Annotated in this window: 17 protein-coding genes; 7 read left to right on the top strand and 10 right to left on the bottom strand. The window is 72.6% G+C overall.

The window, feature by feature from the left end; all coding sequences use genetic code 11:
- Both guaA and ABWK99_RS03240 read right to left on the bottom strand, forming a co-directional pair.
- A partial coding sequence (gene guaA / locus ABWK99_RS03245) for a glutamine-hydrolyzing GMP synthase (protein ID WP_372593259.1) occupies window positions 1–824 on the bottom strand: 824 nt, incomplete at its 3' end.
- Window positions 821–1180 carry a DUF3817 domain-containing protein gene (locus ABWK99_RS03240; protein ID WP_372593258.1) on the bottom strand — a complete coding sequence of 120 codons (360 nt, stop codon included), beginning with the start codon at window positions 1178–1180 and terminating at the stop codon, window positions 821–823. The genes ABWK99_RS03240 and guaA, both read right to left, overlap by 4 nt.
- A 157-nt stretch (window positions 1181–1337) precedes the next feature.
- On the opposite strand from ABWK99_RS03240, the gene ABWK99_RS03235 reads away from it, so the two are divergent.
- Together ABWK99_RS03235 and ABWK99_RS03230 are read left to right on the top strand one after the other, a co-directional pair.
- On the top strand, window positions 1338–3152 hold the full coding sequence (locus ABWK99_RS03235) for an ABC transporter transmembrane domain-containing protein (protein ID WP_372593260.1): 1815 nt from the start codon (window positions 1338–1340) through the stop codon (window positions 3150–3152).
- Window positions 3133–4866 carry an ABC transporter ATP-binding protein gene (locus tag ABWK99_RS03230; protein ID WP_372593257.1) on the top strand — a complete coding sequence of 578 codons (1734 nt, stop codon included), beginning with the start codon at window positions 3133–3135 and terminating at the stop codon, window positions 4864–4866. Before ABWK99_RS03235 ends, ABWK99_RS03230 begins: the two co-directional genes overlap by 20 nt.
- Before the next feature lies 1 nt (window position 4867).
- Here the strand turns inward: ABWK99_RS03230 and ABWK99_RS03225 are convergent, their stop codons facing one another.
- Window positions 4868–5650 (bottom strand): SURF1 family protein, encoded by a 783-nt coding sequence (locus ABWK99_RS03225; protein ID WP_372593256.1) that lies wholly within the window; start codon window positions 5648–5650, stop codon window positions 4868–4870.
- Between the two features lie 229 nt (window positions 5651–5879).
- Between ABWK99_RS03225 and ABWK99_RS03220 the strand changes: the two genes are divergently transcribed.
- The 4 genes from ABWK99_RS03220 (at window position 5880) to ABWK99_RS03205 (ending at window position 13324) form a co-directional block, all read left to right on the top strand.
- Window positions 5880–8357, top strand: a complete 2478-nt coding sequence (locus ABWK99_RS03220; RefSeq protein WP_372593255.1) for a phosphoketolase — start codon at window positions 5880–5882, stop codon at window positions 8355–8357.
- Window positions 8358–8400: 43 nt separating this feature from the next.
- Window positions 8401–10545: a phosphate acetyltransferase gene (gene pta / locus ABWK99_RS03215; protein ID WP_372593254.1), complete on the top strand. Its 2145-nt coding sequence runs from the start codon at window positions 8401–8403 to the stop codon at window positions 10543–10545.
- Entirely contained in the window at window positions 10542–11738 is a 1197-nt protein-coding gene (locus ABWK99_RS03210; protein WP_372593253.1) for an acetate/propionate family kinase, read from the top strand. Before pta ends, ABWK99_RS03210 begins: the two co-directional genes overlap by 4 nt.
- Before the next feature lie 122 nt (window positions 11739–11860).
- Complete coding sequence (locus ABWK99_RS03205; protein ID WP_372593252.1) at window positions 11861–13324, top strand: nitronate monooxygenase; 1464 nt, start codon at window positions 11861–11863, stop codon at window positions 13322–13324.
- A gap of 135 nt (window positions 13325–13459) precedes the next feature.
- Here the strand turns inward: ABWK99_RS03205 and ptsP are convergent, their stop codons facing one another.
- From ptsP to ABWK99_RS03170, 7 genes are all read right to left on the bottom strand, one after another.
- Window positions 13460–15151, bottom strand: a complete 1692-nt coding sequence (ptsP, locus tag ABWK99_RS03200; protein ID WP_372593251.1) for a phosphoenolpyruvate--protein phosphotransferase — start codon at window positions 15149–15151, stop codon at window positions 13460–13462.
- Window positions 15152–15159: 8 nt separating this feature from the next.
- Window positions 15160–15420 carry an HPr family phosphocarrier protein gene (locus ABWK99_RS03195; RefSeq protein WP_372593250.1) on the bottom strand — a complete coding sequence of 87 codons (261 nt, stop codon included), beginning with the start codon at window positions 15418–15420 and terminating at the stop codon, window positions 15160–15162.
- Between the two features lie 33 nt (window positions 15421–15453).
- Window positions 15454–16968 carry a PTS fructose transporter subunit IIC gene (locus tag ABWK99_RS03190; protein ID WP_372593249.1) on the bottom strand — a complete coding sequence of 505 codons (1515 nt, stop codon included), beginning with the start codon at window positions 16966–16968 and terminating at the stop codon, window positions 15454–15456.
- Window positions 16965–17420 carry a PTS sugar transporter subunit IIA gene (locus tag ABWK99_RS03185; RefSeq protein ID WP_372593248.1) on the bottom strand — a complete coding sequence of 152 codons (456 nt, stop codon included), beginning with the start codon at window positions 17418–17420 and terminating at the stop codon, window positions 16965–16967. Before ABWK99_RS03185 ends, ABWK99_RS03190 begins: the two co-directional genes overlap by 4 nt.
- An 86-nt stretch (window positions 17421–17506) precedes the next feature.
- The gene (pfkB, locus tag ABWK99_RS03180) at window positions 17507–18466 is read right to left on the bottom strand and encodes a 1-phosphofructokinase (protein ID WP_372593247.1); all 960 of its coding nucleotides are present in this window, start codon (window positions 18464–18466) and stop codon (window positions 17507–17509) included.
- Window positions 18463–19224, bottom strand: a complete 762-nt coding sequence (locus tag ABWK99_RS03175; RefSeq protein ID WP_372593246.1) for a DeoR/GlpR family DNA-binding transcription regulator — start codon at window positions 19222–19224, stop codon at window positions 18463–18465. Before ABWK99_RS03175 ends, pfkB begins: the two co-directional genes overlap by 4 nt.
- Window positions 19225–19503: 279 nt before the next feature.
- Window positions 19504–20628 (bottom strand): GuaB3 family IMP dehydrogenase-related protein, encoded by a 1125-nt coding sequence (locus tag ABWK99_RS03170; RefSeq protein ID WP_372593245.1) that lies wholly within the window; start codon window positions 20626–20628, stop codon window positions 19504–19506.
- A gap of 212 nt (window positions 20629–20840) precedes the next feature.
- Here ABWK99_RS03170 and ABWK99_RS03165 point away from each other — a divergent pair.
- The coding region (locus tag ABWK99_RS03165) for an exonuclease domain-containing protein (RefSeq protein WP_372593244.1) at window positions 20841–21217 on the top strand (377 nt) is incomplete at its 3' end.

Raw genomic sequence — 21217 nt, 5'->3', positions numbered from 1 at the left:
GTCGCGGCGACGAAGTCCTCCTCGACCTGCTCGGCCTCCCCCGCACGCAGCAGCCCGTGGTCGACGAACACGCAGGTCAGCTGCTCGCCGACGGCGCGCTGGACCAGGGCGGCGGCGACGGCCGAGTCGACCCCTCCGGAGAGCCCGCAGATCACCCGCGCGTCGCCGACCTGCGCCCGGATCCGCTCGACCTGCTCGGCGACGACGTTCCCCGCCGTCCAGGTCGGCGAGAGCCCGGCCCCGCGGTAGAGGAAGTTCTCCAGGGCGTCCTGGCCGAGCGGGGAGTGCTTGACCTCGGGGTGCCACTGCATCCCGTAGAGGCGACGCCCACGGTCCTCGAAGGTCGCGACGGGCGAGCCGGACGAGGTCGCCAGGACCTCGAAGCCCTCGGGCGCAGCGTGCACGGCGTCACCGTGGCTCATCCAGACCTGCTGGGCCTCGGGCGACCCGGCCAGCAGCTCGCCGGCGGCGGGGACCGCGACGGGCGTGCCGCCGTACTCGCGCACCCCCGTCTGCGCGACGGTGCCGCCGAGCGCCTGGGCCATCACCTGGAAGCCGTAGCAGATGCCCAGCACGGGCACACCTGCCTCGAAGAGCGCGGCATCCATCCCGGGCGCACCCTCGGCGTACACGCTCGCCGGGCCGCCCGAGAGGATCACGGCAGAGGGGTGGCGCGCGAGCATCTGCTCGACGCTCCAGGTGTGCGGGACGATCTCGGAGTACACGTGCGCCTCACGGACGCGGCGCGCGATGAGCTGGGCGTACTGGGCGCCGAAGTCGACGACGAGGACGGGGCCGTCGCTGGGCGTGGGGGTCGCGGTCACGCGGGGAGTCTAGTGACGGAGGCCAGCCGGGCCGCACCGTCGGCGTGCACGCGGCGCTCGAGGACGAAGCTCATCACCGGGACGACCCCGGCGAGGACCATGGTCACCAGACGCCCGAGGCGCCAGCGCATCGTGCTCCACAGGTCCATCACGGTGACGAGGTAGACGATGTAGACCAGTCCGTGCGCCTGCGGGACCCACGCGAAGAGCCGCACGACGGACTCGTCGGCCTTCAGCACGTACTTGAGGAGCATCTCCAGGCACAGGACCAGCAGCATCGTTCCCGTCACCCACGCCATGACCCGGAAGCGCCTGAGGGCTCCGGCAGCCCGCACGCTCCACTCCTTGACCGCCACGGAGCCCTCCTCGCGCGCTCGACGAGCGCCTCGCCACCGATGTTGTGGGGTCCATCCTCCCTCACCGGGGCGGCGCACCTCTCCCGGCTCCCACGTGACCGGGGATATCCCGTCGCCCCCCGTCGGCCCCCGGTCGTACCGTGCCCTTGTGCGCCCCATGCCCTATCGCGATCCCGGCACCCCGCCGCTGACCTCGCCGCAGGCCTACCTCGGCTGGGTCGCGCGCGGCCAGCTGGGCCTCGTGCTGTCCGCCTCGGCCTGGGGCACCTGCGGCTTCGTCGCCACCGCCCTGCTCCCCTACCTCCTGGGCCGGGTGCTCGACCACGGGCTGCAGGACGGGCCGACGGACGAGGTCGTGCGCGGGGTGCTGGTGCTCCTCGCGGTCGGAACGGTCGGTGTGCTCGCGAACGTGGTCGAGCACCGGCGCGCGGTGGAGAACTGGGTCAGGGCGGCCTTCCGCTCGGCCCAGCTGCTCGGGCACCACGTGACCCGCACCGGCGACGCCGTGACGGTGGAGCTGCCGACCGGCGAGGTCGTCTCGACGGTGGCCTCGGACTCCTTGCGGGTCGGGGAGGTCTTCTGGATCGTCCCGCGGCTGCTGGGCGCGGTGGCCGCCTACCTGGTGGTCGCCGTCCTCCTGCTGCGCTCCTCCGTCCCGCTGGGAGTGGCCGTGCTCATCGGCCTGCCGGCGGTCGCCGCCGTCCTCGGGCTCGTCGTCCGGCCGCTCACCCGGCGCGAGTCGGGCCAGCGGGAGGCCGCCGGTCGCCTGACCACCCTGGGCGCCGACACCGTCTCGGGCCTGCGCATCCTGCGTGGGATCGGCGGGGAGGAGGCGTTCGCCGCCCGGTACCGCGAGCAGTCCCAGCGGGTGCGGACCGCAGGGGTGGCCGTCGCGCGCACCCAGTCCCTGCTGGACGGGCTGACGGTCCTGCTCCCCGGGCTGCTCCTGGCCGGCATCGTGTGGTTCGGCGCCCGCCTGGCGGCGGCCGGGACGATCACCCCGGGGCAGCTGGTCACCTTCTACGGCTACGCCGCGTTCCTCACCGGGCCGCTCGACGTGGCGACCGACGCCCTGCGCATCCTCACCCGCGGAGTCGTCGGGGTCCGGCGGATGCTGAGGGTGCTCGCCGTCCCGACGACGGGAGCGGAGCACGACGGGCCCCGGCCCGCCGAGCGGAACCGGCCCCTGAGCCCCGACCCTTCGCCCGCAGCCAGGCTCCGGCCGGCCGAGGACCTCGTCGACGAACGGAGCGGTCTGCGGGTCCGTGCGGGCCGGTTGACGGCGCTCGTCTCGGCAGACCCGGACGAGAGCGCAGCACTCGCGGTCCGGCTCGGGGTCCTGGGCGCCGAGCACCGGATCGAGGACTCCCTCGTGCGGCTCGGCGGGACCCGCCTCGCCGAGCGAGGGCTCGCCGAGGTGCGGCGCCGGATCGTCGTCGCCGAGTCGGCACCGCACCTGTTCACCGGGCGCCTGCGCTCAGGGCTCGACCGCGGCGGAGACGCGGACGACGCAGCCCTGCTCTCCGCACTCGCGACGGCTGACGCGGGCGACGTGCTGGACTCGGTACCGCACGGGCTCGACGGGGAGATCGAGGAGAAGGGTCGTTCCCTGTCCGGAGGCCAGCGCCAACGCCTGGCCCTGGCCCGGGCGCTGCTCACCGAGGCCGAGGTGCTCGTCCTCGTCGAACCCACGAGTGCCGTCGACGCGCACACCGAGTCGAGGATCGCTCAGCGGCTCGGGCCGGCCCGAGCGGGCCGGACGACAGTGGTGGTCACGGCCAGCCCCCTCGTCCTGGAGCACGCGGACGAGGTGGCCCTGATCGACGACGGCCGCGTCGTCGCCCGTGGCGACCATCACAGCCTGCTCACCGACGACGGGCCCGCGGGCCACCGCTACCGGGCCGTCGTCTCGCGGGCCGAGGCCGAGGACAGCACCGAAGAGGAGGAGAACCGTGCGCCTTCCCGTCGCTGACCGCGGACTGCTCCGGGAGCAGACCCGCGCGCTGCTGCGCGCGCACCGGCGTCCGCTCGCCGTCGTGCTCGTGCTGCACGGGCTCGCGGCCGTCGCGGGCCTCGTCGGGCCATGGCTGCTGGGCCGGATCGTCGACGCCGTCGTGGCCGGGGAGGCAGCCGACATCGTCGACCGCGCGACCGTCGGGCTGCTGGTCGCCGTGCTCGCGCAGGCCGTCCTGATCCGGTACGCGCAGCGGGCCGCCCGCGTGCTCGGGGAGACCGTCTTCGCCGACCTGCGGGAGGACTTCATCACGACGGTCACCCGGCTGCCCTTGTCGACCGTGGAGCGCGCGGGGACCGGGGACCTGCTCGGGCGCACGACGAACGACATCGACCGCGCCCAGCACTCCGTGCGCTTCGGCGTGCCCAGGATCCTCGTGGCCTCGGTCACCACCGTGCTCACGCTGGCGGCCGCGTTCGTCGTCGACGCCCGGGTGGCGGTGGCCCTGCTGACCGGTGCACCCCTGCTCGTGCTCACCTCCCGGTGGTACCTGCGCCGAGCCACGCCCGCCTACCTGCGCGAGTCCGCCGCCTACGCGTCGCTGAACGGCTCGATCAGCGAGTCGGTCGAAGGGGCGCGGACGATCGACGCCCTCGGCCTGGGCCCGCAGCGCCGGGCTCGCATCGACGCCGACCTGCGCGAGGCCTTCGACGCCGAGTCCGCGACCCTGCGGCTGCGGACGGTCCTGTTCCCTGGGGTCGACCTCTCGTTCGTCCTGCCGGTCGTGGCCACGGTCCTGTGGGGTGCGGTCCTCGTCGGTCAGGGCACCGCGAGCGTCGGTGCCGTCGCGACGATCGCCGTCTACGCGCTCGGGATCAGCCAGCCGGTCGGCGAGCTCATCTTCTGGCTCGACGAGATCCAGGTCGGCGGGACCTCCCTCGCGCGGATCCTGGGGGTCGGTCTCGTCGAGCCCGACCGCTCGCCGGGCTCCGCCGCCCCCGACGGCGAGCAGGTCGAGGCCAGGGCGCTGCGCTACGCGTACCGACCCGGCCACGACGTGCTGCACGAGGTCGACCTCGACCTGCTGCCGGGTGAGCGGCTCGCCGTCGTCGGCCCCTCGGGGGCCGGGAAGTCCACGCTGGGGCGCATGCTCGCCGGGATCCACCCCCCGACGGGCGGCTCGGTGACCGTCGGGCACGTCCCCCTCGTCGACCTGCCGCTCGACGAGCTGCGCGGCCACGTCGCGCTCGTCACGCAGGAGCACCACGTCTTCGTGGGGAGCATCGCGCAGAACCTCCGGCTCGCCGCACCGGAGGCGAGCGATGCCGAGCTCCTCGCGGCGATGGACGCGGTCGACGCCGGGGGCTGGCTCGGGGCGCTGCCCGAGGGCCTGGAGACGGCGGTCGGGTCGGGCGGTCTGAGCCTCAGCCCCGCCCAGGCGCAGCAGGTCGCGCTGGCTCGCCTGGTCCTGCTGGACCCGCACACGCTGGTCCTCGACGAGGCGACCTCCCTGCTCGACCCACGAGCGGCCCGGCACCTGGAGCGCTCGCTGTCCGCTGTGCTCGCCGGGCGGACGGTCGTCGCGATCGCCCACCGGCTGCACACGGCGCACGACGCGGACCGGGTGGCGGTCGTGGACGCGGGCCGGATCACCGAGCTCGGCCCGCACGAGGTGCTGGTCGCCTCCGACGGCGAGTACGCGGCGCTGTGGCGGTCCTGGCAGCAGGAGTGACTCAGTCCTGCGCGGAGACCTCGAGCTGCGGGGGGTGGAGGCGGTCCTGGGTCCCGTCGCGCACCATGCGCGCCCAGAGCAGGACCGCGAAACCGCCGAAGAGCCACCACTGGAGGGCGTAGGAGAGGTTCTGCAGGTTGAGGCCGCCGCTGCTCGAGGTCCTCGGCGGGTCGAGGACCTCCAGCGGACCCTCCTGGGCAGGGGAGCTGTCCGTGAGCACGAGGTACCCGGAGTAGATCGGCCCGGACCACAGGTTGACGAGCTCGGCCGGGCTGATCGCGTCGATCTGGCCCGAGGGCGCGGCTCCCGTCCCGGCCGCCTCGCCGACCTGGAGCCACCCCGTGAGCTCGACGGGGCCGCTCGGGGCGGCGAGGCCCGCAGCCTCCTCCAGGCTCGGCACCCATCCGCGCACGACGGGCAGGACGGCACCGGTGGTGGCGACCCTGAACGGGGAGAGCACCAGGACGCCCTCGACCCCGTCGAGCACCCGTCCGGGGACGAGCAGCTGCCCGTCCTCGAAGGTGCCCCGCGCTGTCACGGCGTGCGCGACGAGGGCGGACGGGAATCCGGTCTGCGGCGCCAGGACCGTCTCGATCGGCTCGGGGTCCGCCGTCGCGGCCTCGGCGGCGGCTGCAGCGGCGGCGACCTCTCCGCGCTGGACCGCGCGGTCGAGCTGCCAGACCCCCAGCCGGGCGCAGACCGCCGCCGCGGCGAGCAGGATCACCAGGAGCACGATCATCCGGGGGGACCGCGCCGTCCGCCAGAGCTCACGCGCGGGTGTCATGCGTCAACGGTACCGAGCCCCGACCGCCCCGCACCCCCGTGCGCATCGGCACCGTGATGTGGTGAGGTGGAGCCGACACGTCCGGGCGGCTCTCGCGGACCACGTCGTCAGTGCTCCACGCAGCGATGACGCGACGCGCGGGCTAAACGTCCCATGTTTCTTCCGCGAGACCCGGCATGCTAGAACCGCCCGTTCCTTCGATGTCGGGCCGAGCAGCACTGGAGAAGGCATGACTCCCACCGCGTACGTCGACGCCGCATGGGCCACCCGTGGCGCCGCACCGACCGACGCGACCCTGGAGAGCATCGACCGCTGGTGGCGCGCGGCGAACTACCTCTCCGTCGGGCAGATCTACCTCCTGGCCAACCCGCTGCTGCGGGAGCCCCTGAGCCGTGAGGACGTCAAGCCCCGCCTGCTCGGCCACTGGGGCACCACCCCGGGACTGACCTTCCTCTACGCGCACCTGAACCGCGCGATCGCGGATCGCTCCCAGTCGACCATCTACCTCACGGGTCCCGGCCACGGCGGCCCCGGGCTGGTGGCGAGCGCGTACCTCGACGGGACCTACTCCACCGTCTACCCGGACATCACCCAGGACACCGAGGGCCTGCGTCGGCTCTTCCGGCAGTTCTCCTTCCCGGGCGGCATCCCCAGCCACGTCGCACCGGAGACCCCTGGCTCGATCCACGAGGGCGGGGAGCTCGGCTACGTGCTCTCCCACGCCTACGGCGCCGCGTTCGACAACCCCGACCTGCTGGTCGCTGCGGTCGTCGGCGACGGCGAGGCGGAGACCGGACCACTCGCCACGAGCTGGCACTCCAACAAGTTCGTCAACCCGAAGAACGACGGCGTCGTGCTCCCGATCCTCCACCTGAACGGGTACAAGATCGCGAACCCGACCGTGCTCGCCCGGATCAGCGAGGACGAGCTCACCTCCCTCATGGTCGGCTACGGCCATCGTCCGTACCTGTTCACGGCGGGATTCGACGACGAGGCCCCGATCGAGACCCACCGCCGCTTCGCCGCGCTCCTGGACGACGTGCTCGACGAGATCGCCGCCATCAAGCGTGCGGCGGCCGAGGGCGACGAGAACCGCCCGATGTGGCCGATGATCGTCTTCCGCACCCCCAAGGGCTGGACCGGCCCGGCGTACATCGACGGCAAGAAGACCACCGGTTCATGGCGCGCGCACCAGGTGCCGCTGGCCAACGCCAGGGACACCGACGCCCACCTCGAGGTCCTCGCGGAGTGGCTGGCGTCCTACCGCCCCGAGGAGCTCTTCGACGCCGACGGCCGGGTCGCGCAGGACATCGCCGCCCTCGCTCCCCAGGGCGGTCTGCGCATGAGCGACAACCCGCACGCCAACGGGGGCCTGCTCCTCCACGACCTGCGGCTTCCGGACTTCCGCGAGTACGGGGTCGAGGTGCCTGCTCCCGGCGGGTCGATCAGCGAGGCACCGAAGGTGCTCGGCGAGTGGCTCACCGACGTCATCCGCCTCAACCCGCACAACTTCCGGATCTTCGGCCCGGACGAGACCGCGTCGAACCGGCTCCAGGCGGTCTTCGACGCGACGGACAAGCAGTGGAACGCCGCGTTCGAGGGCCCGGAGGTCGACGAGCACCTCGCCCGCGCCGGCCGGGTGCTGGAGATGCTCTCCGAGCACCAGATGCAGGGCTGGCTCGAGGGCTACCTGCTGACGGGTCGTCACGGGCTGTTCAACTGCTACGAGGCCTTCATCCACATCATCGACTCGATGATGAACCAGCACGCCAAGTGGCTGAAGGTCACCGCCGACATCCCCTGGCGCCGCCCGATCTCGAGCCTGAACTACCTGCTGTCCAGCCACGTCTGGCGCCAGGACCACAACGGCTTCTCCCACCAGGACCCCGGCTTCATCGACCACGTGGTCAACAAGAAGGCGGAGGTCGTGCGGGTCTACCTGCCGCCGGACGCGAACACGCTGCTCTCCACGTACGACCACTGCCTGCGCAGCCGGAACTACGTGAACGTCGTCGTCTCCGGCAAGCAGCCGGCACCCAACTTCCTCACGATGGAGCAGGCCGTCGCGCACTGCACGCGCGGGCTGGGGATCTGGGACTGGGCAGGGACCGAGGTCGAGGGCAAGCAGCCCGACGTCGTCCTCGCCTGCGCGGGAGACGTCCCCACGCTCGAGGTCCTGGCGGCAGCCGAGATCCTCCGTCGCGAGCTGCCGGTGCTCATGGTCCGGGTGGTCAACGTCGTGGACCTCATGCGCCTGCAGGACGAGCGGGAGCACCCGCACGGACTGACCGACCGCGAGTTCGACAACATCTTCACCGCCGACCGCCCCATCGTCTTCGCCTACCACGGCTACCCGTGGCTCATCCACCGCCTCACCTACCGTCGCAACGGGCACGGGAACCTGCACGTGCGCGGCTACAAGGAGGAGGGGACGACGACGACACCGTTCGACATGGTCATGCTCAACGACCTCGACCGGTACAAGCTCGTCATCGACGTCATCGACCAGGTGCACTGGCTGCGCTCCGGCCAGGCCAACCTGCGCCAGACGATGGTCGATGCCCGACTCGCCGCGCGGGAGTACACCCGCAGCCACGGCGAGGACATGCCCGAGATCCGGGACTGGGTCTGGCCCGATGCCGGAGACGGCGCGCTGGGGAACGGCGGCCCCTCGGCCACCGCCAGCACCGGCGGGGACAACGAGTAGTCCGACACTGACCACGATCGACCGACAAGGAAGTAGCTGACCCGTGGCACGCAGCATCTACATCACGTCCGCCGAGGGCGACACCGGGAAGTCGACGATCGCCCTCGGGCTGCTCGACCTCCTGACCAGGACCGTCGCGCGGGTGGGGGTGTTCAGACCCGTCGCCCGCTCGACGGACGCGCCCGACTACGTCCTCGAGCTGCTCCTCGCCCACGACGGCGTCGACCTCGCCTACGAGGACTGCGTCGGCGTCACCTACGACGAGGTGCACGCCGACCAGGAGGCCGCGCTCTCCCGCATCGTCTCGCGGTACCACGACGTCGAGCGACGCTGCGACGTCGTGGTGATCGTCGGTTCGGACTACACCGATGTCGCCGGCCCGACGGAGCTCGCGCTCAACGCGCGGATCGCGGCCAACCTCGGCGCCCCCGTGCTCCTCGTGGTGCGCGGCGCCGGCCGCAAGCCGGACGAGGTCAGGTCGATGGCCGAGGTCGCGGTCTCCGAGCTGCGGGCGCAGCATGCCGAGGTCCTGGGCGTGGTGGCCAACCGCTGCCCGTCCCAGAGCCTTCTCGCGATGCGCGCTGCCCTGGGCTACGACCTGCCCGCCTGGGCCGTCCCGGACGACCGTCTGCTCGACGCCCCGACCGTCGGTGCGCTCATGGAGGCCGTCGGCGGCCGCCTCATGGTCGGCGACGAGGCCCTCCTGCAGCGCGAGGCGCTCGACGTGATGGTCGGCGCGATGTCGATCGAGCACCTGCTCGAGAAGCTGACGGACGGCGCGATCATCATCACGCCCGGCGACCGCGCCGACATCCTGCTGGGCCTGCTCGTCGCGCACGCCGCCGAGGGATTCCCCTCGCTGGCCGGAATCATCCTCAACGGCGGCTTCTACCCGGCACCTGTGGTCTCGCGGCTCGTGGACGGGCTGGGGGCTCGGCTGCCGATCATCCGGACCGACATGGGCACCTTCGCCACGGCGAGCCGTGCCGCGGCGACCCGGGGCCGCCTCACGGCGGACTCGCAGCGCAAGGTCGACACCGCCCTCGCCCTCTTCGAGAAGCATGTCGACGGGACGGCGATCCTCGACCGGATGGACGTCTCCCGGCCGAGCGTCGTCACCCCCTTGATGTTCGAGTACGAGCTGCTCGCGCGGGCCCGCGGCGACCGCAAGCACATCGTCCTGCCCGAGGGAAGCGACGACCGGATCCTGCGCGCGGCGAGCACGCTCCTGCAGCGCGAGGTGGCGCAGCTGACGATCCTCGGATCCGAGACGGCGATCCGCGCGCGGGCGACCGAGCTCGGCCTGGACATCTCCGCCGCCAAGGTCATCGACCCCAAGGACGGAGAGCTGCACGAGCGCTTCGCCGCCGAGTACACCGAGATGCGCAAGCACAAGGGGATGACCGTCGAGCGGGCACGGGAGATCGTCGGCTCCGTCTCGTACTTCGGCACGATGATGGTCCAGCTCGGCCTCGCCGACGGCATGGTCTCCGGCGCGATGCACACGACGGCGCACACGATCAAGCCGTCCTTCGAGATCATCAAGACCGTCCCGGGCACCTCCGTGGTCTCCAGCGTCTTCCTCATGTGCCTGGAGGACCGCGTCCTGGTCTACGGCGACTGCGCCGTCAACCCCGACCCGACGGCCGAGCAGCTGGCCGACATCGCCATCTCCTCTGCCGAGACGGCGATCCAGTTCGGCATCGAGCCCCGGATCGCGATGCTCTCGTACTCGACGGGCGAGTCCGGCTCGGGCGCCGACGTCGACAAGGTGCGCGCCGCGACGGCCCTCGTGCGCGAGCGCCGCCCCGACCTCAACGTCGAGGGCCCGATCCAGTACGACGCAGCGGTCGACGCCTCCGTCGCGAAGACGAAGATGCCGGAGTCGAGCGTCGCCGGCCGGGCGACGGTCTTCATCTTCCCCGACCTCAACACGGGCAACAACACCTACAAGGCCGTGCAGCGCTCGGCCGGCGCCGTGGCCATCGGCCCGGTGCTGCAGGGTCTGCGCAAGCCCGTCAACGACCTGTCCCGCGGCGCCCTCGTCCAGGACATCGTCAACACCGTCGCGATCACCGCGATCCAGGCCCAGGCCATCACCCCCCAGGGTGAGGGTCAGCACGTCACCGTCGAGGTCTCCCCGTCCGGGACGGCCGTTCCCACCACCCCGCAAGGAGCCCAGCTGTGAGCACCCGCGTCCTGGTCGTCAACTCCGGATCGTCGTCCATCAAGTACCAGCTGGTCGACGTCGACAGCGGTGAGGCGCTGGCCACCGGCCTGGTCGAGCGCATCGGCCAGGAGATGGGCGCCTTCAAGCACGAGGGCCCGAACGGGGTCGTCAAGCTGGAGCAGCCCGTCGCCGACCACGAGTCGGGCATGGCGACCGTGCTCGCCCTCTTCGCCGAGCACGGACCCGAGCTGACCGCCGAGAGCCTGTCGGCGATCGGCCACCGGGTCGTCCAGGGCGGCTCGGTCTTCGCCGGCCCCGCCCTCGTCGACGACGAGGTCGAGGCCAAGATCGAGGACCTCGCGACGCTGGCCCCGCTGCACAACCCCGCGAACCTGCAGGGCATCCGCGCAGCGCGGCACGCCTTCCCGACGGTCCCGCACGTCGTCGTCTTCGACACCTCCTTCCACCAGACCCTCCCGGCCGCCGCCTACACCTACGCGATCGACCGGGACCTGGCCGAGAAGTACGCCATCCGCCGGTACGGCGCGCACGGCACCTCGCACAAGTACGTCTCGCGCACCATGGCCGAGATCCTCGGCAAGGACCCGTCGGAGATCAACGTCATCGTGCTGCACCTGGGCAACGGGGCCTCGGCCTCCGCGGTCCGCGGCGGTGTCTCGGTCGAGGTCTCGATGGGCCTGACCCCCCTCGAGGGCCTGGTCATGGGCACCCGCTCGGGCGACATCGACCCGGCCGTCCTCTTCCACCTCCAGCGGGTGGCGGGGATGAGCACCGACGAGCTCGACGACCTGCTCAACCGCAAGTCGGGGATGCTCGGCCTGTCCGGCTCCTCCGACATGCGCGACGTCCACGCCGCCGTCGAGGCCGGGGACGAGAAGGCCCGCACCGCCCTCGAGGTGTACTACCACCGGATCAAGAACTACGTCGGTGCGTACTACGCCCAGCTCGGCCACGTCGACGCGATCGTCTTCACGGCCGGGATCGGCGAGAACGACGACATCGTGCGGATCAACGCGCTGAGCGGGCTGGAGCGGCTCGGCATCCAGGTCGACGCCGAGCGCAACGCCGGCCGCAAGAAGGCGGAGACGCAGATCTCCCCCGACGGCGCAGAGGTCGCGGTGTGGGTCGTGCCGACCAACGAGGAGCTCGAGATCGCCCGCGAGGCCGTCGAGCTGCTCGCCCAGCGCTGACCGATCGGGCGGCGCTGCCACCTGCGGCCCGTCTGCCCACCAGGGCCGATGGTCCCGGCACGGCGTCCCTCGCCTGCCTACGGTTGCGTAACTTACGCTCCCGTAGGTGACGAGAGGATGCCGTGCCTGCTGTCCAGCCCCACTCCGCACCGCCGTCCCGACCCCCGCTCCGCGTGCTGCCCTCGATCATCCAGGGCGGCATGGGTGTCGCGGTGTCCTCCTGGCGTCTGGCCCGCGCCGTCGCACGCCGCGGCCAGCTCGGGGTCGTCTCGGGCACGGCCCTCGACCTCGTCCTGGCACGCCGCCTCCAGGACGGCGACCGGGACGGCTCCGTCCGCCGGGCACTGGCCGCGTTCCCCGTCCAGGCCCTCGTCGGGCGCGTGCTCGCCCGCTACCTGCGGCCGGAGGGCCGCGAGCCGGGCGTCCCGTACGCGCCCGTGCCGCGGGCGAGCCTGCGCCCCGGACGCGCGGGCAACGAGCTCACGGTGCTGGCGAACTTCGTCGAGGTGTGGCTCGCCAAGGAGGGCCGCACCGGCCCGGTGGGGATCAACTACCTGGAGAAGATCCAGATGGCGACACCCGCTGCCGCCTACGGTGCGATGCTCGCCGGGGTGGACGTGGTGCTCATGGGGGCGGGGATCCCGCGCCACCTCCCGCAGCTGCTCGACGAGCTCGCCGAGCACCGGCCCGTCCGGCTCCCGGTCGACGTCGCCGGCGCTCCGGGCGGAGAGCACGCCGCCGTGCTCGACCCTGTCGCCCTGCTGGGCGAGACGCTCCCTGCCGTCCCCCGGCCTGCCTTCCTCGCGATCATCTCCAGCGAGGTCCTGGCCGGCTACCTCGACCGCGACGACGCGATCCGGCCGGACGGCTTCGTCATCGAGGGCCCGCGCGCCGGCGGCCACAACGCCCCGCCTCGCGGACGGATGACGCTCGACGATCGAGGTCAGCCCGTGTTCGGCCCGCGGGACGAGGCGGACCTGGCCAAGGTCGCGGCCATCGGCCTGCCGTTCTGGATCGCCGGCTCGCTCGGCACCCCCGAGGCCGTGCGGGAGTCCCGCGCGCTCGGGGCGCAGGGCGTGCAGATCGGCACCGTCTTCGCCCTGAGCACGGACTCCGGCCTGAGCCCGGAGCTCCGCACCCGCCTGCTCGATCAGCTGCGCTCCGGGACGCTCGAGGTGCTCACCGACGCCGCGGCGTCGCCGACGGGCTTCCCCTTCAAGGTCGCCCAGCTCGACGGCACGCTGTCCGACCCGGCGATCCGCGCGGAGCGGCCCCGGCTGTGCGACCTCGGCTACCTGCGCACCGCCTACCTCACCGAGCGCGGGCGGGTCGGCTACCGCTGCCCCGCCGAGCCCGTCGAGGTCTTCGTCCGCAAGGGGGGCACCGAGGAGGAGACCCGCGGTCGCGCCTGCCTGTGCAACGCCCTGGCCGCCGACGTCGGCCTGGGCCAGACCAGGGCGGACGGCTACGCCGAGCAGACGCTCGTCACCCTCGGAGCCGACCTGCTCGGAGCGGAGCGGCTCCTCGCGCTGCACCCGGAGGGCTGGTCGGCCGACGAGGCGCTGGACTGGCTCCTCGCCGCCTGAGGTCCTCCTCGCCGCCTGAGGTCCTCCTCGCCGCCTGAGGTCCTCCTCACCGCCTGAGCGCGCCGGGACGACGATGCCCGCCCCGTGGTCACGGGGCGGGCATCGTCCTGTCCGGCGGGGCCGGTCGAGCCGGGCTCAGTCGAGCGCGAGCACCTCACGCACGTGCGGGTCCACGAGTGTCAACGCCGCGGCCCTCGCCTCGGCGGCCGTGGGCGCCTTCCGCGCCACCTCGCCGATCGCCCGGCAGGTCTCCAGGCTGTGCTGGCTCAGGGCGAAGCGCACGGCGGGCACGGCCGACGGCGACATCGACAGGCTGGTGACCCCCAGCCCGGTGAGCAGGAGCGCCATCACCGGGTCGGCGGCCGACTCGCCGCAGACCCCGACCGGCTTGCCGGTCTCGACCCCAGCAGCGGCGGTGGCCGCCACGAGGTCGAGCAGGGCCGGCTGCCAGGCGTCGAGCAGGTCCACGAGCGAACCGAGCAGGCGGTCCGTCGCCATCGTGTACTGCGCGAGGTCGTTCGTCCCCAGGGAGACGAAGTCGACCTCCGCGAGGATGTCCTTGGCCCGCAGAGCGGCCGCAGGCACCTCGACCATCACGCCGACGGTCTCGATCCCGGCCTCGCGCGCCATCGCGGAGAACTGCCGGGCCTCCTCGACGGTCGCGATCATCGGCGCCATCACCCACGGGGTGCCGCCCGACTCCTTCGCCGCGCGGGCGATCGCCTCGAGCTGGGTCCGCAGCAGGCCTTCGGCATGCCGGACGAGCCGGAAGCCCCGCACCCCGAGGGCGGGGTTCTCCTCGCCTGCCTGGGTGACGAAGGCGAGCGGCTTGTCCGCCCCGGCGTCCAGCGTCCGGAGCACGACCTTCCGCCCGCCGAGGGCGGCCAGGGCACGCGTGTACACCGTGGCCTGGTCCTCCACCGTCGGAGCCGTCGTCGCGCCGAGGAAGAGCACCTCCGTGCGGAAGAGCCCCACTCCTTCGACCGCTGCGTCGGTGAGCCGTTCGGCGTCCTCCGCTGTGCCGATGTTCGCCAGCAGCGCGATGTGGTGACCGTCGGCCGTCGCACCGTCCGCGGTGGCCTCGGCGAGCGCTGCGAGGCCGGCACGTCGGGTCTCGACCGCAGCCCTCGTCTCGTCGTCGGGGTCGAGGGTGACAGTGCCGTGCGCTGCGTCGAGCGCGACGATGTCGCCGTCGCCGAGCTGTGACGCACCGGTGGCACGCACGACGCACGGCAGCCCGAGCTGACCGGCGATGATCGCCGTGTGCCCGGTCGGCCCACCCTGCTCGATGACGATGCCGAGCACCTTGTCGAGGTCGAGAGCGGCCGTGTCGGCCGGCGAGAGGTCGGGGGCCACGATGATCGACGGCCACGGCAGAGGTGGCACGCCGGGCTCGGGGAGCTCCTGGTAGCGGGCGACGACCCGGTCGCGGACGCTGTTGAGGTCGGTGACCCGCTCGGCGAGGTAGCCACCGGCCGCGGTGAACATCTCCGCGAAGGAGGCCACCACGGCGGTCAGCGCGTGCATCGGCGGCTCGCCCTTGTCGATGCGCTGGCCGGTCTGCTCCCGCAGCGCCGGGTCGTCGGCCATCTGCGCCGTGGCCTTCAGGACGTCGGCGACGGTCGCCGAGGCTCCCTGGGCCTGGGCCCGGAGCCCCTTGGCGACGAGGGTGAAGGCGTCGAGGACCTTCTCCTTCGCCGCGGCACGGTCAGCCGGTACGGGCTCGTCCGCGGGGACCTCCGGGGCCGGGCGCACGGTCGCGACCGGCCCCCACACGGCTCCACGGCCCACGCCGACGCCCTGAAGGACGATGCTCTGCTCACTCATCTCGGAGCTCACTCGGCGTCGAGGTCGGTCTCGAGCAGGGCCACGAGCTCGTCGAGGACCGTCTCGTCCTCGGACGCGAGGACGACCTCCTCGCCGTGCCCGACCCCCAGGGCCATCACCATGAGGATGCTGGAGGCGTCCATCGCCGGCTGACCGGGCTTGCCGATGGTGACGCTCGCCCCGGAGGCGGCGACGGCCTGGGTGAACAGGGACGCGGGACGCGCGTGCAGACCCACGCGGGAGGCGATGACGACGGTGCGCTGGGACATGAGATGCCTTTCGGAGCGGACGGGCAGGAACGATCAGCGCGAGCCGGCGAGTGCGGCGACGCTGTCGACGGAGTCGATGGCCGACTCCTCGGGGTTGCGACCGATGCTCTTCAGCACGACCACCGCGATGGCCGAGACGACCATGCCGACGACCAGGGCGAGGAGGAAGAGGAGCGGCTTGTTGGCGAGCGCTGCGACCCAGATGCCACCGTGAGGGGCGAGGATTCCGGAGCCGAAGGCCATCGAGAGGCCACCGGTCACGGCGCCACCGATCATGAAGGACGGGATCATCCGGACCGGGTCTGCTGCAGCGAACGGGATCGCGCCCTCGGAGATGAAGGACGCGCCGAGCAGCCATGCCGACTTGCCGGACTCGCGCTCGGCCTCGGAGAAGAGCGAGGGCCGCAGGGACGTGGCCAGCGCGATCGCCAACGGCGGGACCATCCCGGCAGCCATGACAGCGGCCATGATGAGCGCGGGCTTGTCACTGCTGGTCGCGGCGTTCGCCAGGCCGGTGGTCGCGAAGACGTAGGCGACCTTGTTGACCGGACCACCCAGGTCGAAGCACATCATGAGGCCGAGGATGACGCCGAGCGGGACGAGCGCGGAGGTCCCGAGCCCGTCGAGCCAGCCGGTCAATCCGTCGTTGATGCCCTTCATCGGCGGGCCGATCACGAGAATCGTCAACGCGCCGGTGATGAGGGTCGCCACGAGCGGGGTCACCACGACGGGCATGACACCGCGCACGCCCTTGGGGACGTTGCGGGTGGACAGCCAGTGCGCGAGGTAGCCGGCAAGGAAGCCTGTCGCGATGCCGCCGAGGAAGCCTGCGCCGACCATGCCGGCGAGCATCCCGCCGACGAAGCCGGGGACGATGCCCGGTCGGTCGGCGATCGCATAGGCGATGTACGCCGAGAGCGCCGGGACGAGGAAGCCGAATGCCACCACGCCGATCCGGAAGAGGAGGACGGACCAGTGCTGGAGGTTGCCCCACTCGAAGGCTGTCCACAGGACGGCCTGGTCGACGGCGGTGACCTCGATCGGGCCGTCAGCGCTCCAGGCAACCGTCGAGAGCAGGAAGCCGAGGGCGATGAGGATTCCGCCCGCCGCGACGAACGGGATCATGTAGGAGACACCGGTCATCAGGTACTGGCGGATCCGGGTCGCGGTGCCGACCTGACGGGCCGGCGCGGCAGCCACGGCCGGAGCCGGCGCGGCCCCGGCTGCACCGGCAGCCGGAGCTGCGGCCACCGCCGCCACCGCCTGGGCGATGACCCCGGGGGCGTCGTGAACGGCCTTCTTCACCCCGACGTCGACCGTCGGCTTCCCGGCGAAGCGCTCCTTGCCCTGGACCTCGAGATCGGCGGCGTAGATGACGCCATCGGCGGCGGCGATGACAGCGGGGTCGAGCGGGACGGAACCCGCGGCGCCCTGGGTCTCGACGACGCATTCGTGCCCGGCCGCCGCTGCGGCCTGCTCGAGCGCCTCGGCAGCCATGTAGGTGTGTGCGATGCCCGTGGGGCATGACGACACGGCGACGAACTTCATGAGGTAACCACCTCTCGTGTGATGATCTCGGCAACGGTGCCGCCGTCAGCAGCCTCGAGGATCGAGGTCCTGAAGGACTCGTGGACCAGGCGTCGTGCCAGGGCGGCGAGGATCTTGAGGTGGTCCGCGTCGCCGCCGGCGGGGGCGGCGATGAGGAACACCAGGGTGGCGGGGCCGTCGGGGGCGCCGAAGTCCACACCACCGGGCACGCGCCCGACGGCGAGGCTCGGGACGCTGACGTGCTCCGAGCGGGCGTGCGGAAGGCCGATCCCCCCGGGCATGCCGGTCGCCATCTGCGCCTCACGCGCCCGGACGTCGGCGTGGAACCCCTCGGCGTCGGTGACCCGCCCCTGCGCGGCCATGAGGTCGATGAGCTGCCGGGTGACGGTCTCCCGGTCGTCCGAGGTGAGGTCCAGCGCGACCATGTCGGCTGTGATGAGAGGGTGACTCATGGAAGGCTCCTTCGTGTACGTCGTAGGGGTCGGATCGTGTGGTGAGCGCGAGGCGACATGCCGGGCATCCGCTGAGGCACCCCTGGTCAGTCCGTGCCGACCAGCGGCGCGTCCATCAGGCCCACGAGCTCGTCGTCGGTGAGGACCCGGGCGGCAGCAGGGTCGATGTCGCGGGGCCCGGGCATCTGGGTCCCCGGGAGCTGGACGGCGGCCGCCCCCCAGGACAGCGCCGTGGCGAGCGCGGACGCCCCGCCTGCGGACTCCGCCGAGAGGTAGCCCGCGAGGAACGAGTCACCGGCCCCGACCGTGCTGCGCGGGGTGAGGGCGACGGAGGTGCCGACCTGGACGCCGTCCTCGTCGACCAGGATCGCGCCGGCCCCGCCGAGGCTGACCAGCACGCGCAGGGCGCCTGCCTCCTGGAGCTCGCGCGCCGCCTCGACGACCGCAGCGCGCGTGGGCAGCGGACGCCCGACGGCCTCGGCCAGCTCCTCCGCGTTCGGCTTGATGAGATCGGGACCCGCGGCGACGACCCGCGCCAGGGCAGGTCCGCTCGTATCGACCGCAGCGCGCACGCCGCGCTCCCGGATCCGCCCCACCATCTGGGCGTAGATGTCCGGGTCGGCACCCTGGGGCAGGCTCCCGCACAGGACGATCCAGTCCCCCGGGCGTGCGGCGTCCAGTGCCGCGCTGACGACGGCCTCGAGCTCGGCAGGCGAGACGACCGGACCGGGCTCGTTGAGCTTGGTCACCGTGCCGTCGGGCTCCGCGACCGCGATGTTCGTCCGGGTGTGCCCGGCGATCGAGACGGTGATCGCGTCCACCGCGTCGTCGCCGAGCATCTCGACGAGCTGCGCCCCTTCCTGCCCTCCCACGGGGAGCACGGCGCGGCTCGGGACGCGGTTGGCCAGCAGGGCGCGTGTGACGTTCACGCCCTTGCCACCGGGGTGCAGGTGCCCGCCGGTGATGCGCAGCACATGCCCGCGCACGAGGTCGGGGACCTCGATCGTGCGGTCGAGGCTCGGGTTGAGAGTGACTGTGATGATCACGTGCATACCACCCTGGGTCCGGCCGACTCGATCTCGTCGGCGAGGTCTGAGGCGAGTCCGGAATCGGTGACGAGCGTATCCACCGCTGAGAGCGGCGCCACCTGAGCGAACTCGGAGCGGCCGATCTTCGTGTGATCGGCCAGGACGACGGTGCGACGCGCGCAGGCGATCAGCGCGCGCTTGATACCGGCCTCGTCGAGGTCCGGTGTGGTCAGGCCCCGCTCGACCGTGAGGCCGTTGGTGCCGACGAACGCGACGTCGGCGTAGACGTCGCGGATCTCGCGCTCGGCCCAGGCCCCGACGGCAGCGAGCGTGCGCCCCCGCACGACACCACCGAGCAGGTGGAGCCGCACCGCGGGACGACCGGCGAGCAACGAGGCGATGGGCAGGCTGTGGGTGACGACCGTGAGCTCGCGGTCCTGCGGGAGGAGGTCGGCGAACCGGATCGTCGTCGTGCCGGCGTCGATGAGGATCGAGCCGCCCTCGGGGAGCTCGTCGATCGCCGCCTTCGCGATGCGGTCCTTCTCCGCTGCCATCCGGCCCTCGCGCTCGGCGACGGCGGGCTCGATGCCGAGCCGCTCGACGGGGATCGCGCCGCCGTGCACGCGATGCAGGACGCCCCTGCGTTCCAGGACGGTCAGGTCACGACGCACCGTCTCCGGGGTCACCTGCAGGAGCTCGGCCAGCTCACGGACGTCCACCCGGCCGTCGGCACGTGCGCGGGAGACGATCTCGCCCTGCCGCAACGTTGCGTACACCGCGTCCCCTTCGACGTCGTCGAGCTCCGTGGATGCCCGGTTGTGTTGGTATGTCTTTGTCTACTTCCGTTTCCACCCGCTCGTCAACCCTTTCCGGGAAACGATCCGGACACGGCGGCGGAGATCGCGCTCTCGTCGCGCGCCCCCGGGTGCTCGTGGGCCGAAGGTCCCGGGCGCGGCGTGGGAGGGCAGGATCGGACCTGACCTGCACGCAGAACGGCCCGGGACCCCTGTCGGGGCCCCGGGCCGTTCGTCGGTCTCGGGTCGGCTGCGCGCCGGTCAGAACGGCTGGTACGGCGAGACGACGACCTCCACGCGCTGGAACTCCTTCAGGTCGGAGTAGCCGGTCGTGGCCATCGCGCGCCGCAGCGCGCCGATGAGGTTGAGCGTCCCGTCCGCCTGCCGGCCCGGCCCGAAGAGGATCTCCTCGAGCGTGCCGGCGGTCCCGACCTGGACCCGCTCGCCGCGCGGGAGCTGGGGGTGATGGGCCTCCGGGCCCCAGTGCCATCCACGGCCGGGGGCCTCGGCCGCGCGGGCGAGCGCCGATCCGAGCATGACGGCGTCGGCGCCGCAGGCGACGGCCTTGACCATGTCCCCCGACCGACCCACCCCTCCGTCGGCGATGACGTGCACGTAGCGGCCACCGGACTCGTCGAGGTAGTCCCTGCGCGCGGCCGCGACGTCGGCGACGGCGGTCGCCATCGGCGCGTGGATGCCGAGCGAGACGCGCGTGGTGTGCGCGGCGCCGCCGCCGAAGCCGACGAGCACCCCGGCCGCACCGGTGCGCATGAGGTGGAGGGCAGCGGTGTACGTCGAGGCGCCGCCGACGATCACCGGGACGTCGAGCTCGTAGATGAACCTCTTGAGGTTGAGCGGCTCCGCCCGGCCCGAGACGTGCTCGGCGGAGACCGTCGTCCCGCGGATGACGAACAGGTCGACTCCGGCGTCCACGACGTGCTTCCACAGCTGCTGCGTGCGCTGCGGGGACAGGGCACCTGCGACGGTCACCCCTGCCTCACGGACCTGCTTGAGCCGCGCCGTGACCAGCTCGGGGATGATCGGTGCGGAGTAGATCTCCTGCATGCGCGCGGTCGCGGCGTCGCTCGGGAGCCCGGCGATCTCGGCGAGGTGCGCCGTCGGGTCCTCGTAGCGGGTCCACACCCCCTCGAGGTCGAGGACGCCGATGCCGCCGAGCTGACCGAACCGCACGGCCGTCTCCGGGCTCATCACGGAGTCCATGGGCGCCGCGAGGATCGGCAGCTCCACGTGGTAGGCGTCGATCTGCCAGCCGACGGAGACCTCCTCCGGGTCGCGCGTGCGACGCGAGGGGACGACGGCGACGTCGTCGAAGGAGTAGGCCCTGCGGCCGCGCTTGCCCCGGCCGATCTCGATCTCGTTGCTCACCGGTCAAGGCTAGCGGTGCGCGGAGCGCGGGGGCGTGCGCGGCCACGTCTCGGTACCGCGGCGTGGTGCTGCTGCGGTGTCGGCGCTCGGTGACACAGTGCAGGCACGGCAGGGTCCACGGACGGCAGGGTCGACGGACTGCAGGATTCACGGACGGCAGGGTCACGGACGGCACAGCGCGGGGCGAGGGCTCCGGACGGCGGGAGCAGGGCATGACAGCAGGGAACGGCTGGATCGCACGGCCGATGGCGGGCTTCGACACGGAGACCACCGGTGTCGACGTCGACCGGGACCGCATCGTGTCCGCCGCCCTCGTCCGGCGCAGCGCCGGTCCTGGACCGGCCGGGCCCTCCTCCCAGGTGTCGGCATGGCTCCTCGACCCCGGCATCCCCATCCCTGCGGCGGCGACGGCCGTGCACGGGATCGACACCGCCACGGCCAGGCAGCAGGGGCAGGCGCCCGGAGCGGCCGTCGAGGAGATCGCCACGGCCCTGGTCGCAGCCCTCCGGCGCGGAGAACCGCTCGTCGCCTACAACGCCGCCTACGACCTCACCCTTCTCGACGCCGAGCTCGCGCGGCACGGGCGCTC

This window comes from Actinotalea sp. (genome assembly GCF_041597215.1).
Taxonomy (GTDB): domain Bacteria; phylum Actinomycetota; class Actinomycetes; order Actinomycetales; family Cellulomonadaceae; genus Actinotalea.
This window is presented reverse-complemented; position numbering and strand designations above follow the sequence as displayed.